Origin of the sequence: Bradyrhizobium zhanjiangense, assembly GCF_004114935.1 — a bacterium.
Taxonomy (GTDB): domain Bacteria; phylum Pseudomonadota; class Alphaproteobacteria; order Rhizobiales; family Xanthobacteraceae; genus Bradyrhizobium; species Bradyrhizobium zhanjiangense.
On record NZ_CP022221.1, the window covers coordinates 6,665,760 to 6,677,997 of the forward strand.

Genomic DNA, 12,238 nt, shown 5'->3' on the forward strand with positions numbered 1-12,238 from the left:
TTAGATTAGTCCGTGTTGAGAGAGGCCCCTCACCCTAACCCTCTCCCCGTAAGAACGGGGAGAGGGAAAGGAGAGAGATCAGGCCTTGCCGCCCGACTCCTTGCGGGTCGCGTTGACCTGCATCTTGGCGTAGGTCGTCATCAGGCCGACCTCGTTCGAGAGCGTCACCAGCTTGAAGCCCATGTTGATGGCGCGCGCTGCGCCTTCGGCGCCGCTGCAATGGATGCCCGGGTTGAGGCCGCGCTTGCCGCACTCCTTGATGATCTTCTCATAGATCGCGAGGATCTCCGGCTCGCTGCGATCGAGCTTGGGCTCGAGGCCGTAGGAGAAGCCGAGATCGGACGGACCGATATAGACGCCGTCGATGCCTTCGACGTCCAGGATCGCTTCCATGTTCTCGACCGCGGTCCTCGTCTCCATCATCGGCAGCAGCACGATCTCGTCGTTGGCCGTCTTCTGGTAGGAGCCCGCGGTGCCGTACATGCCGGCGCGGATCGGACCGTTGGAGCGCACGCCCTTCGGCGGATATTTCGAATAGGAGACGAGGTTCCTGGCTTCCTGCGGCGTGTTGACCATCGGGCAGATCACGCCATAGGCGCCGCCGTCGAGCACCTTGCCGATGATGCCGGGCTCGTTCCAGGGCACGCGGACCATCGGCGTGATCGGATGCTTGTCCATGGCCTGGAAGCACTGGACCATCGACAGATAGTCCTGCACGCCGTGCTGCATGTCGACGGTGACGCTGTCGAAGCCGCATTGCGCGATCATCTCGGCCGAGAAGCCGGAGGGAATTGCGAGCCACGCGTTGACCACGGCCTTGCCCGACTTCCAAGTTTCCTTAACTTTGTTCGCCACGTTGCCTTCCTTCTTTGTTGTTTGGACCGTCGTCACCATGACGAGTGCCGCGACAAGGCGATGCCGTTATTACCGCGAACTCGATCGCCGCGCTACGCTCGCGATAACGCAAGATGTCATCCGACAAGAGGGGCGCCATCCGTCCCGGCGCCGACTTTCTAGCGATCGGCTTGGGCGGCACTTTGAGCGAAAAAACGCGGCTATGTCCATGGCTGTTGCCGCGCGCTCGCGCATATCTGCTTTCACTCCTCGGCACTTGCCTCCTCGCCGGCGCCGAGGCCTGCGAGACTCTGCTCGAGCTCGCCGAGCATGTCCTGCAACTCGGCGAGCTTGCGCGCGCCAAAGCGTCGCGTGATCTCGGTATAGATCGCCTCCGACGTCGGCGCCACGGAGGCCATCAGCTTCACGCCCTCTTTCGAGATCGAGACCATGCTGCGGCGCTGGTCCGCTTTGGCGGTCTTGCGCTCGATCAGATTGCGGGCCTCGAGGTCGCGCAGGATGCGTGACAGGCTCGGCCCGAGCAGAAACGCCGTGCGCGCGAGTTCCGTGACCTCGACCGCCTCGATGGCCGCGAGCGCGCGCAGGATGCGCCATTGCTGCTCGGTCAACCCGTGCTCGCGCAGCGAGGGGCGGAATTGCCGCATCACCGCCTCGCGCGCCCGTAGCAATGACATCGGCAGCGAGCGCGAGAAGTCGCGCATCGGCACCTGGCGCGCGGCAGGCGCGCTTCCGTTGGCGGGATCAGCGGATTTCTTCGTCATGACGCCCTTTCAAGCCGCAAAATGTTTGCAGTGCAGCAAGCCCAATTTGTGTTTGACGCATTCACTTAACATGTTAAGCATCTCCGGGCACCACGATTTGTAAGATCACAAATGGCGCTTTCCACCGACGATATCCAAGCTTGCGCGAGGCGTCTGCACCAGGCGGAGAAGACCCGCACGCAGATCCGGCAGCTCTCGCAGGATTTCCCTGACATCACCATTGCCGATGCCTACGCGATTCAGAAGGCCTGGGTCGACGTCAAGATCGCGGAGGGGCGCATCGTCAAAGGCCACAAGATCGGCCTGACCTCGAAGGCGATGCAGAGCGCGCTCAATATCGATGAGCCGGATTCCGGCGTGCTGCTCGACGACATGTTCTTTGCCGACGGCGGCATCATTCCGACCGAGCGCTTCATCGCAACGCGCGTGGAAGCGGAGCTCGCCTTCGTCATGAGCAAGCGCCTCGCAGGACCCGACTGCACGATGTTCGACGTGCTCAACGCGACCGACTTCGTGGTGCCCGCGCTGGAGATTTTGGACACGCGCATCGAGCGCGTCGATCCCAAGACCAAGGCGACGCGAAAGATTTTCGACACCATCGCCGACAATGCGGCCAATGCCGGCATCGTGCTCGGCGGCCGGCCGATCCGGCCGCTGGAGGCCGATTTGCGCTGGGTCGGCGCGCTGTGTTTCCGGAACGGTCAGCTTGAGGAGACGGGCCTTGCCGCCGGCGTGCTCAACCATCCCGCAACTGCGGTGGCCTGGCTCGCCAACAAGATCGCGCCGCTTGGGCTAGCGCTGGAGCCCGGACAGGTCGTGCTCGCCGGCTCCTTCATCCGCCCGATCGAGACCCGCAAGGGCGACACAATTCAGGCCGACTATGGCGGCTACGGCTCGGTGAGCTGCTACTTCGCTTAGGCGAACAAGAAGACAGGGTGAAACCGCGATGCCGCATTTCACGATCGAATATTCGGCCAATCTCGATGGCCGCCTCGACATGGGCCTGGTATGCGAAGTCGTGCGCAAGGCGGCGGTCGAGACCGGGATCTTCCCGCTCGGCGGCATCCGCGTTCGCGCCGTCAAGTGCGAGCATTACGCGATCGCGGATGCGCGGCAAGAATACGGCTTTCTCGACATGGTGCTGCGCATCGGCGAGGGCCGCGACCTCAAGACGCGTCAGAAGGCCGGCGAGCACGTCTTCCAGGCGCTCTCCAGACATCTCGATCCCGTCTTCGCGGCCAGCAAGTTTGCCTTGTCGTTCGACATGCAGATCAACGACAAGGACACGAGCTGGAAGCGCAACAACATCCATGACGCCCTGAAAGCGGAGGCGCAGCCCGGCTGACGTTCCCATTCCCTGCCCTGGCAGGGACATCTCGACCTTTGCCACACTCGCATTTGGGAACGTGATCGACGTCGAAGCCGAGGGCATCGCAAGCATGCGCAACTGCGTCGTCGATGAAGCCCGGACAACACTCGAAGTGGAATAGCACCATGACCACCCTCACCGGCGGCGAAGCGATCGTAAGCGGCCTCGTTGCTCACGGAGTCGACACCGTCTTCGGCCTGCCCGGCGCGCAGGTCTACGGCCTATTCGACGCTTTCCATCAGGCCCAGCTCAAGGTGATCGGCGCGCGGCACGAGCAGGCCTGCGGCTACATGGCCTTCGGTTATGCGCGCTCCAGCGGCAGGCCCGGCGTGTTCAGCGTGGTGCCCGGCCCCGGCGTGCTCAACGCCAGCGCGGCGCTGCTCACCGCCTTCGGCTGCAACGAGCCGGTGCTCTGCGTCACCGGCCAGGTGCCGACGCCATTTTTGGGAAAGGGCCGCGGCCATCTGCATGAGATGCCGGACCAGCTCGCGACCGTGCGGACCTATGTGAAATGGGCCGATCGCATCGAATATCCCGGCAACGCGCCGACGGTCGTCGCGCGCGCGTTCCAGGAGATGACCTCCGGCCGCCGCGGGCCTGCTTCTGTCGAGATGCCCTGGGACGTTTTCACCCAACGCGCCGACACCGCGGCCGCACAGCGGCTGGAACCGCTGCCTGCGCCGCAGCCCGATCCTGACCTGATCAAGCAGGCCGCCGCGCTGATCAAGACTAGCAAGGCGCCGATGATTTTCGTCGGCAGCGGCGCCATCGATGCGCGCGAGGAGATCCTCGAACTCGCCGAGATGATCGATGCGCCCGTCGTTGCCTTCCGCAGCGGCCGCGGCATCGTCTCCAATGCGCACGAGCTCGGACTCACCATGGCCGCCGCCTACAAGCTGTGGCCCACGACCGATTTGATGATCGCAATCGGCACCCGCGCGGAGCTGCCGGCCTCGGGCTTCCGCTGGCCCTATCAGCCGAAGGGACTGAAATCTGTCAGGATCGACATCGATCCGGCCGAGATGCGCCGGCTCGCTTCCGATACCGCTATTGTCGCCGACGCGAAGGCCGGCACCGCCGATCTCGTCGCAGCCGTGAAGAAGGCCGGCTATGCGCGAAGCCGCGGCCGGCGCGGAGACATCCGCGAGGCCACCGCAACCGCGCAAGCGGAGATCCAGCGCATCCAGCCGCAGATGGCGTATCTCAACATCCTGCGCGAGGTGCTGCCGGCAAACGCGATCGTGACAGATGAATTGTCACAGTTCGGCTTCGCCTCCTGGTACGGCTTTCCAGTCTATGAGCCGCGCACCTTCATCACGTCAGGATATCAGGGCACGCTCGGCTCCGGCTTTCCGACTGCGCTCGGCGCCAAGGTCGCCAACCCCGACAAGCCGGTGGTGGCGATCACCGGCGACGGCGGCTTCATGTTCGGCGTGCAGGAGCTCTCGACCGCCGTGCAGTTCAACATCGGCGTGGTGACGCTGGTGTTCAACAATAATGCCTACGGCAATGTGCGCCGCGACCAGCGCGAACGCTTTGACGGCCGCGTGGTAGCCTCGGATCTCGTCAATCCGGATTTCGTCAAGCTCGCCGAATCCTTCGGCGTTGCGGCGGCGCGCATCACCGCGCCGGACCAGTTCAAGGCGGCGATGGAGAAGGCGCTCGCCCATGGCGGGCCCTATCTGATCTCGGTCGAGGTGACGCGGGACTCCGAAGTCAGTCCGTGGGCGTTCATTCACCCGCCGAAGCCGTAAGCGTCAGCGCGTCCTGCGGAAGGTCAAATTGATCCGCTTCCGTCCGAGCAGCGCATGTTCGCCGTCGGCGAGCGGCGCGACGCCGTGATAGGCGAGCCTGCTAGCGCCGCCCCAGACCACGACGTCGCCATGCACCAGGCGGAAGCGGCGCGGCTTATCGCTGCGCGCCAGGCCGCCGAACAGGAAAGTCGCGGACAGGCCGAGCGAGACCGAGGCGATCGGGGCCGAATAGTCGAGCTCGTCCTTGTCCTGATGCAGCGACAGCCGCGTGCCGGGCTCGTAGCGGTTGACGAGGCAGGCATCGGGCGCGAAGTCTTTGAAGCCGCCCTGCTCCGCCGCGCGGCGGGCGAGAGCCCGAAACACGGGCGGCATCGCGGGCCAAGACGCGCCAGTTCGCGGATCGATCGGATCGTAGCGATAGCCGGTGTGATCGGTGATCCAGCCGCGCTCGCCGCAATTGGTCATGGCCACCGACATCTGGTAGCCGCCGGGCGTCGTCATGCGCCGGAACGGCGATTGCGCCACGATGGCGCGCACGGCTTCGAGCAGCTCGCTCTCGATCGGCTTGACGAAGCCGCGCAGCAGCACGGCGCCGTCGGCGATCTCCTCGCGCGATGGCTGCGCCTCGGCGACGCTGTCGAACAGATCACCCATCAATCGCAGCGCTCATTTGGCATCATGAAAAATCACACCCAGCGTGTGGCGCTGGCCGGACCTGATACGGCTGACGCCATGGCGGAGATTAACGCGGTAGGTGCCGCGTGTCCCCTGCACCGGCCGGTGATGCACGGCAAAGGCCACCGCATCGCCCTGTGCCAGCGGCACCACCTCGGCGCGGGACTGCATGCGTGGCCGTTGCTCGGTCAGCACGAACTCGCCGCCGGTGAAATCGCGCCTAGGCTCTGACAGCAGGATCGCGACCTGGATCGGGAACACGTGCTCGCCATAGAGATCCTGATGCAGGCAATTGTAGTCGCCAGCCTCATATTGCAGCAGCAGCGGCGTCGGCCGGCTCTGGCCGGCCTCGTGGCAGCGCTTCAGGAAAGCTGCGTGCGCGGCGGGATAGCGGATGTCGATCCCCATCGCCTCGTTCCAGCGGTTGGCGACGCCCTGAAGATGCGCATAGAGCGCCGGACGCATCTGCGCGATCAAGTCGGGGAGTGGATAGGAGAAATATTTGTACTCGCCTCGGCCAAAGCCGTGGCGGCCCATGACGATGCGGCTGCGGAAGTGTGTGTCGTCGGGATAGAGGGCGGTCACGGCGCGGCATTGGTCCGGCGTGAGCAGGTTCTTCAGGACGGCGCAGCCCTGGCTGTCGAGTTCGGCGGTGATCTGCGGCCAGTCGAGGATGTCGACGTGGGAGGCAATGTCGACGGATAGCTTAGGGGCTGATTTGCGTGCTGTTGCTGTCATGGCTACGACTCTCGCAATATGCCGCCCTCCGCCGCCACCCGATTTCCGACTATCTTCCCGTCATTGCGAGGAGCCCTTGCGACGAAGCAATCCAGAGTCCCTCCGCGGAACCAGTCTGGATTGCTTCGCTTCGCTCGCAATGACGATGGAGAGCTATCAACCCAGCACCGGGAGCGTCACCACGTCATAGCCGTGCTTGATCGTGCGCTTCAGCACGGGATCCTCCAGCTCGAAATCGAAGCGGCCGGCGGGGCGGATGCCGCCCTTGGCGGCGAAGGTGCCGCCGAACATGGCGCAGCCGTCGGGCAGCTTCCCGCCCGGAAAGCCGCGCGTGATGAGGTCAGGGACCGGGAGCATCGCATCGAGCGTGCCCTCCTGGTAGAGCACGCGCTCGCCGTTGATCGTGGCGTAGGATCGCAAAATCATCCTGTCCCAATGGCCGATGACGTCCTCGAGCTCCCACAGCGTGGAGGCGATCGGCTTGTCGCACATCTGCTTTGAGACCGTGACGCTATAGGCCTCGACCTTGCGGTCGGTGTGATCGGAGCCGCAGCCGACGAAGATGCGGCCCTGCCAGCCGATCAGCACGAACTCGACCTCGCCGGACGACTCGCCGCCGGTACATTCGATGCGGTCTTCCATCGTCAGCCGCCGCGCCGAGGCGCGGTAGTAGATCGGCGTCGAGGCCGGAGGGGCGATGCCCATCTCTTGCAGCTCGGCGATGTGCTTGTCGCGCGCGACAGGATCGCGGCCGGTCCAGCCGGCGATGATCATCTGGTCGATCGCCAGCGTCAGCGGCGTCGTGGTGTCCTGGGCGTCGACGGTGAAGGTCAGGTCAAACACGGATCACGGCCTCCATGCCGGCAGCAAGTTCGAAGATACGGCGGTCGGATCCGCCGGCGCCGGCCAGCATCAGGCCGACGGGAACGGCGCCCTGACGATGCGCAGGCAGCGAGATGGCGCAGCCGTCGATCATGTTGATCAGGGTGCAATTGCGCAGGGCACGCAGGTTCTGGGTGGTGAACGCCTTGTCGTCGGCGAGATCGGCAATCTTCGGCGGCGTGTTGGCGGTGGTGGGCAGCACCAGGGCGTCATAGGGCGCGATGCGTGCATTGACGCGGGCGATCAGCGAGCGGCGCTCGTTGAGCAGATCGATGTAGTCGGCCGCGCTCTGCGCCTCGCCGCGCATGATGCGGACAGCGACGCGTGGATCGTAGACATCGCCCTTGGACGTGATGAGATAGCGGTGCCAGGCATAGCTCTCGGCCGCGGCAAAGCCGCCCTTGGCGTTCATCGGGCCGATGTCGTGGAATTCAGCCATCTCGATGCGCTCGATGATGGCGCCGTGATCGGCGAGCGCCTTCAGCGCGCGCTCGAAGGTTTCAGAGACGGCTGTGTCGAGGTCGTCGAGCGCGATCGTGGTCGGCACGGCGAGCCGCATGCCCTTTACGGGTCGCGGCTTCACCGCGGTGATCGGCTCGTTGGCGAGCACCGCATCGAGTATGGCACAGCAACTGACCGATCGCGCCAGCGGGCCGATGCTGTCGAGCGAGAACGACAGCGGCACAGAGCCGTCGAGCGGCACACGGCGCTGCGTCGGCTTGTAGCCGACGATGCCGTTGAAGGCGGCCGGAATCCGACAGGAACCGCCGGTATCGGTGCCGAGCGCGCCATGCGCCATGCCGTCGAGCACGGACACTGCCGCGCCCGAGGACGAGCCGCCGGGGACGTGGCCCTCCGCCCGGTTCCAGGCGCCCTTCGGCGTGCCGTAATGCGGATTGATGCCGATGCCGGAATAGGCGAACTCGGTCATGTTGGTTCGCCCGATCACGACGAAGCCGGCGCCGCGCAGCCGCGCAACCGCCGCCGCGTCGTGCTCCGCCGGATCGGAATCGTCGAGCGCACGGGAGCCGGCGCGCGTCGTCTGCCCCTTGATGTCGAAGAGATCCTTGATCGAGATCGGAATACCGGCATAGCGCGATGGCGCGGCCTTGGCCTTGCGCAAGCCGTCCATCGCGTCCGCCGCCGCGAGCGCGGCGTCCTTGTCGACATGTATGAAGGCGCGTTGGCCCTCACCGGTGGGATCGGCGATCCTGGCAAGGCACGCCTCGACCAGCTTGCGGGAGGTGGTGCGGCCGCTTTCGAGGTCTTCGGCGAGCTTCGCCAGCGTCGGAAAATCGGGCATGTCTGTCTCACGGAATATTGGCGCGCGCAATCTATAGCGCTGGCTCAGTTCGACACAAGCATTGTGCGCATGATGGCATGCATGTGCATTGCTGGACCGTTGACGCACTATGGTCGATTGTCGCATCAAGATCGAAACAGGCGGGCGCGAAGCCTGTCTCTTGGGAGGAGCTGCCGATATGGCCGAACCGCAGCGCGCGCGACCGAAACCAACGCCGGAAACCAGCATTTCTGGGACGGTACAAAGGCGGGCGAATTGCGCCTGCAGCGTTGCGACGCCTGCGCGCATGTCTACTTCCCGCCGCGCCCGTTCTGCCCTTCCTGCGCCTCGCGCAAGGTCTCGGTGTTCAAAGCAAGCGGCAAGGGCTTTCTTTACAGCTACGTGATCAATCACCGCCCTGCCGCGCCCGGCTTCACGCCGCCCTACGCGATCGCGGTGGTCGAGCTCGCCGAGGGGCCGCGGATGATGAGCAACATCATCGACTGCCCGCAGACGCCGGAGGCACTCGAGCTCGACATGAAGCTCGAGGTCGCCTTTGAGAAACTCGACGACAAGATCACCCTCCCCGTCTTCCGTCCGGCGAAGGGGTAAGCCATGCGCAAGAACCAGGTTGCCGTCGTCGGCGCGGCCGAGACCACCGAACTCGGTGTCATCCCCAACGCCTCGCAGCTCCAGCTCCATGCCGACGCGGCGCTCAATGCCATCGCCGATGCCGGGCTGAAACTCTCCGACATTGACGGCTTTGCCACCGCGGTCGAAACACCGCAGCAGGTCTGCCATTATCTCGGCATCAAGCCGACCTGGGTGGACGGCACCTCGGTTGGTGGCTGCTCCTTCATGCTGCACGTCCGGCATGCCGCCGCGGCGATCGAGGCCGGCCTGTGCAAGACCGTGCTGATCACCCATGCCGAGAGCGGCAAGTCGATGATCGGCAAATTGCCGCGCTCGACGCCGGCAGACAGCCTCAACGGCCAGTTCGAGGCGCCCTATGGTGTCTACGGCCCGCCCAGCATGTTCCCGATCCCCGTGCTGCGCTTCATGAAGACCTACGGCATCACGCATGAACAGCTGGCTTCGGTCGCAGTGGTGCAGCGGGAATGGGCGGCGAAGAATCCGCGCGCGACGATGAAGGACCCGATCACGGTCGCCGATGTCCTCAACTCGCGCATGATCGCCTATCCGTTCCGCCTGCTCCAATGCTGCCTGGTCACCGATGGCGGCGGCGCGCTGATCCTGACCTCGGCGGATCGGGCCAGGGACTTTCCGCGCAAGCCCGTCTACATCATGGGCACCGGCGAGAGCGTCGAGACGCCGATGGTCAGCCAGATGGAGACCTTCAACTCCTCGCGCGCGTTCAAGACCGCAGGGCCCCTCGCCTTCAAGGAAGCCGGCATCGCGCACGCCGACGTCGACCATCTCATGATCTACGACGCGTTCGCACATCTGCCGCTGTTCGGTCTCGGCGATCTCGGCTTCATGCCGTATGAGGAGACCGGCGGGTTCATCGCAGACGGCAACACGCGGCCGGGGGCCAAGCTGCCGCTCAACACCAATGGCGGCGGATTGAGTTACATGCACTCCGGCATGTACGGCATGTACGCGCTCCAGGAGAGCGTGCGCCAGATGCGCGGCATCGCGCCGGCGCAGGTCCCTGGCGCGAAGATTTCGGTGTGTCACGGCGTCGGCGGCATGTTCGCGGCATCAGGCACGATCGTGTTTACGAACGAGAGGTAGTTCACATGAGCAAATCACTGCAGGACAAGGTCATCATCGTCACCGGCGCAGGCCGCGGCATCGGGCGGGAGATCGCGCTGCTGTGCGCCGCGGAAGGCGCCAAGGTCGTGGTCAACGATCCCGGCGGTGCCGCCGACGGCGCCGGCTCGAACGCGGCGCCTGCCGAGGAGGTGGTCGAGGAGATCAAGAAGCGCGGCGGCACTGCGGTTGCGAACTTCGAGTCGGTGGCCGAAGCAATTCCCGCCAGCAAGATCGTGAAGACCGCGACCGATCATTTCGGCCGGCTCGATGGCGTCGTCAACAATGCCGGCATCTTGCGCGACATGATCTTCCACAAGATGAGCGTGGAAGCGTTCGAGGCCGTCATCAAGGTGCATTTGATGGGCTCGTTCTACGTGTCCCACGCCGCGGCGCGGATCTTCCGCGAGCAGGAGTCAGGCTCCTTCGTGCACTTCACCTCGACCTCCGGCCTGATCGGCAACTTTGGACAAGCCAATTACGCCGCCGCCAAGCTCGGCATCGTCGGGCTCTCAAAATCCATTGCGCTCGACATGGGCCGCTTCAACGTCCGCTCCAACTGCGTCTCGCCGTTCGCCTGGACCCGCATGATCGGCACCATCCCGACCGAGACCGAAGCCGAGAAGGCGCGCGTCGAGAAGATCAAGCAGATGGGACCGGAGAAGATCGCCCCGCTCTGCGGCTATCTTCTCTCAGATCCCGCCAAGGACGTCACCGGGCAGATCTTTGGCGTGCGCATGAACGAGATCTTCCTGTTCAGCCAGAACCGTCCGATCCGCTCGGTGCAGCGGAGCGAAGGCTGGACGCCGCAGTCGATCGCGGAACATGGCATGCCGGCGCTGAAGGGCTCGTTCTACAAGCTCGACCGTTCCGCCGACATCTTCACCTGGGATCCCGTCTAGCCGCGTTTCCGGCATCCCTGCCCTGCGATCTCCGGCTGCCTCGGCCTGAGATCGCCCTGCTTTACGCCCGAATGCGGGCGGATGGTGCCCTCCCAACAAACTTTGGGAGGAAACCATGACAAGAATACTGACTAACCCCGACATCTCTGCCACCGGCGGCCTTGGGCGCCGCGCTCTCCTCAAAGGCACGGCGGCTCTCGCCGCCTCCACCGTCCTCGCCTCGCAGGCCAACGCGCGCGACTTCGGCGCCAATGCCGAGCCGCAGCGCTATCCCGACCCCGACATCGTCGTCATCGACCCCAAGCGCTTCAAGGCCAAGGTCGGCAACACCGCGATCAAGCGGCTCTATACCGGCTGCCTGTGGGCGGAGGGACCGGCGTGGAATGCGCAGGGGCAATATCTCGTCTGGAGCGACATCCCAGCCAACCGTCAGCTTCGCTATCTCGACGACGACGGTCACATCTCCGAGCAGTTCCACAAGCCGTCGAACGAAGCCAACGGCAACTCGTTCGACACCGAAGGACGTCAGATCAGCGCCGAGCGCACCCGCCTCGTCCGCTACGAGCACGACGGTTCGGTAACGGCGCTGGCCGAGCAGGCAGGCGGCAAGCCGCTCAACGGCCCGAACGACATGGTGGTGCATCCTAACGACAAGGCGATCTGGTTCACCGATCCCGGTTATGGCGCGATCAGCATCTACGAAGGCAAGCTTGCCAACACCGGCTCGCTCCAACCTCATCAAAAGGAAGCTGTCTATCGCCTGGACACCCAGACCGGGCAGGTCGCGAAGGTCGCCGACGAGCCGTTCAAGCCGAACGGCATCGCCTTCAGCCACGACTACAAGAAGCTCTATGTCTGCGATACCGGCATCACGCATTATCCGCAGGCCGAGAACGTGGTGTGGTCCTACGACATCGACGGTGCCAAGCTGTCGAACCCGAAGAAGCTGATCGACATGAAGCTCGACAGCAAGTCGGGTTTCCCCGACGGCTTGCGCGTCGATACCGAAGGCAACATCTGGGTCGGCGCCGGCTGGGTCGGACCCGGCTATGACGGCGTGCAGGTGTTCGCGCCGACCGACGGTGCGCGCATCGGCCAGATCCTGCTGCCCGAGACCTGCGCCAATGTCTGCTTCGGCGGCAAGAAGCGCAACCGCCTGTTCATGACCGCAAGTCAGTCGCTCTATGCCGTGTATGTGGAGACGCAGGGCGCGCATTTCTGTTGAAGTAAGCGAATAGTGAGTGGCG

At 64.6% G+C, this 12,238-nt stretch carries 12 protein-coding genes and 1 pseudogene; 7 read left to right on the forward strand and 6 right to left on the reverse strand.

All coding sequences use genetic code 11. The features are described from left to right. Nucleotides 1-78: 78 nt before the first annotated feature. Nucleotides 79-855, reverse strand: a complete 777-nt coding sequence (locus XH85_RS31970) for an HpcH/HpaI aldolase family protein (protein ID WP_164939370.1) — start codon at nt 853-855, stop codon at nt 79-81. A 242-nt stretch (nt 856-1,097) separates the two neighbouring features. After that, the gene (hpaR, locus tag XH85_RS31975) at nt 1,098-1,616 is read right to left on the reverse strand and encodes a homoprotocatechuate degradation operon regulator HpaR (RefSeq protein WP_091897419.1); all 519 of its coding nucleotides are present in this window, start codon (nt 1,614-1,616) and stop codon (nt 1,098-1,100) included. 111 nt (nt 1,617-1,727) lie between these two features. Between hpaR and hpaH the strand changes: the two genes are divergently transcribed. From hpaH to XH85_RS31990, 3 genes are all read left to right on the forward strand, one after another. Then, on the forward strand, nt 1,728-2,534 hold the full coding sequence (hpaH, locus tag XH85_RS31980) for a 2-oxo-hept-4-ene-1,7-dioate hydratase (RefSeq protein ID WP_128935029.1): 807 nt from the start codon (nt 1,728-1,730) through the stop codon (nt 2,532-2,534). 28 nt (nt 2,535-2,562) lie between these two features. Then, a complete protein-coding gene (locus XH85_RS31985) occupies nt 2,563-2,961 on the forward strand; it encodes a 5-carboxymethyl-2-hydroxymuconate Delta-isomerase (protein WP_128935030.1) in 399 nt (132 codons plus the stop codon). A 149-nt stretch (nt 2,962-3,110) separates the two neighbouring features. Then, on the forward strand, nt 3,111-4,739 hold the full coding sequence (locus XH85_RS31990) for a thiamine pyrophosphate-dependent enzyme (protein WP_128935031.1): 1,629 nt from the start codon (nt 3,111-3,113) through the stop codon (nt 4,737-4,739). A gap of 3 nt (nt 4,740-4,742) precedes the next feature. Here the strand turns inward: XH85_RS31990 and alkB are convergent, their stop codons facing one another. From alkB to XH85_RS32015, 4 genes are all read right to left on the reverse strand, one after another. Beyond that, nucleotides 4,743-5,396 carry a DNA oxidative demethylase AlkB gene (gene alkB, locus XH85_RS31995; protein WP_208758062.1) on the reverse strand — a complete coding sequence of 218 codons (654 nt, stop codon included), beginning with the start codon at nt 5,394-5,396 and terminating at the stop codon, nt 4,743-4,745. 9 nt (nt 5,397-5,405) lie between these two features. Continuing rightward, nucleotides 5,406-6,152 (reverse strand): 2OG-Fe(II) oxygenase, encoded by a 747-nt coding sequence (locus XH85_RS32000; protein ID WP_128935033.1) that lies wholly within the window; start codon nt 6,150-6,152, stop codon nt 5,406-5,408. 156 nt (nt 6,153-6,308) lie between these two features. Beyond that, nucleotides 6,309-6,995, reverse strand: a complete 687-nt coding sequence (locus XH85_RS32010) for a DUF2848 domain-containing protein (protein WP_128935035.1) — start codon at nt 6,993-6,995, stop codon at nt 6,309-6,311. Further along, the gene (locus tag XH85_RS32015) at nt 6,988-8,337 is read right to left on the reverse strand and encodes an amidase (protein ID WP_128935036.1); all 1,350 of its coding nucleotides are present in this window, start codon (nt 8,335-8,337) and stop codon (nt 6,988-6,990) included. Before XH85_RS32015 ends, XH85_RS32010 begins: the two co-directional genes overlap by 8 nt. Before the next feature lie 178 nt (nt 8,338-8,515). On the opposite strand from XH85_RS32015, the pseudogene XH85_RS32020 reads away from it, so the two are divergent. From XH85_RS32020 to XH85_RS32035, 4 genes and pseudogenes are all read left to right on the forward strand, one after another. Next, nucleotides 8,516-8,928, forward strand: a pseudogene (locus tag XH85_RS32020) (Zn-ribbon domain-containing OB-fold protein). Between the two features lie 3 nt (nt 8,929-8,931). Continuing rightward, nucleotides 8,932-10,071 carry a thiolase C-terminal domain-containing protein gene (locus tag XH85_RS32025; RefSeq protein ID WP_128935037.1) on the forward strand — a complete coding sequence of 380 codons (1,140 nt, stop codon included), beginning with the start codon at nt 8,932-8,934 and terminating at the stop codon, nt 10,069-10,071. A 5-nt stretch (nt 10,072-10,076) separates the two neighbouring features. After that, entirely contained in the window at nt 10,077-10,991 is a 915-nt protein-coding gene (locus tag XH85_RS32030) for an SDR family oxidoreductase (RefSeq protein ID WP_128935038.1), read from the forward strand. 115 nt (nt 10,992-11,106) lie between these two features. Further along, on the forward strand, nt 11,107-12,216 hold the full coding sequence (locus XH85_RS32035) for an SMP-30/gluconolactonase/LRE family protein (RefSeq protein WP_128935039.1): 1,110 nt from the start codon (nt 11,107-11,109) through the stop codon (nt 12,214-12,216). The last annotated feature ends 22 nt before the right edge of the window (nt 12,217-12,238 follow it).

Excerpts from the sequence above, each read along its gene's own strand:
- XH85_RS31990 (WP_128935031.1), top strand. The coding sequence starts at position 3,111 with ATGACCACCCTCACCGGCGGCGAAGCGATCGTAAGCGGCCTCGTTGCT.
- XH85_RS32015 (WP_128935036.1), bottom strand. The coding sequence starts at position 8,337 with ATGCCCGATTTTCCGACGCTGGCGAAGCTCGCCGAAGACCTCGAAAGC.
- XH85_RS32025 (WP_128935037.1), top strand. The coding sequence starts at position 8,932 with ATGCGCAAGAACCAGGTTGCCGTCGTCGGCGCGGCCGAGACCACCGAA.
- XH85_RS32000 (WP_128935033.1), bottom strand. The coding sequence starts at position 6,152 with ATGACAGCAACAGCACGCAAATCAGCCCCTAAGCTATCCGTCGACATT.
- hpaR (WP_091897419.1), bottom strand. The coding sequence starts at position 1,616 with ATGACGAAGAAATCCGCTGATCCCGCCAACGGAAGCGCGCCTGCCGCG.
- hpaH (WP_128935029.1), top strand. The coding sequence starts at position 1,728 with ATGGCGCTTTCCACCGACGATATCCAAGCTTGCGCGAGGCGTCTGCAC.
- XH85_RS32035 (WP_128935039.1), top strand. The coding sequence starts at position 11,107 with ATGACAAGAATACTGACTAACCCCGACATCTCTGCCACCGGCGGCCTT.
- XH85_RS31985 (WP_128935030.1), top strand. The coding sequence starts at position 2,563 with ATGCCGCATTTCACGATCGAATATTCGGCCAATCTCGATGGCCGCCTC.
- XH85_RS32030 (WP_128935038.1), top strand. The coding sequence starts at position 10,077 with ATGAGCAAATCACTGCAGGACAAGGTCATCATCGTCACCGGCGCAGGC.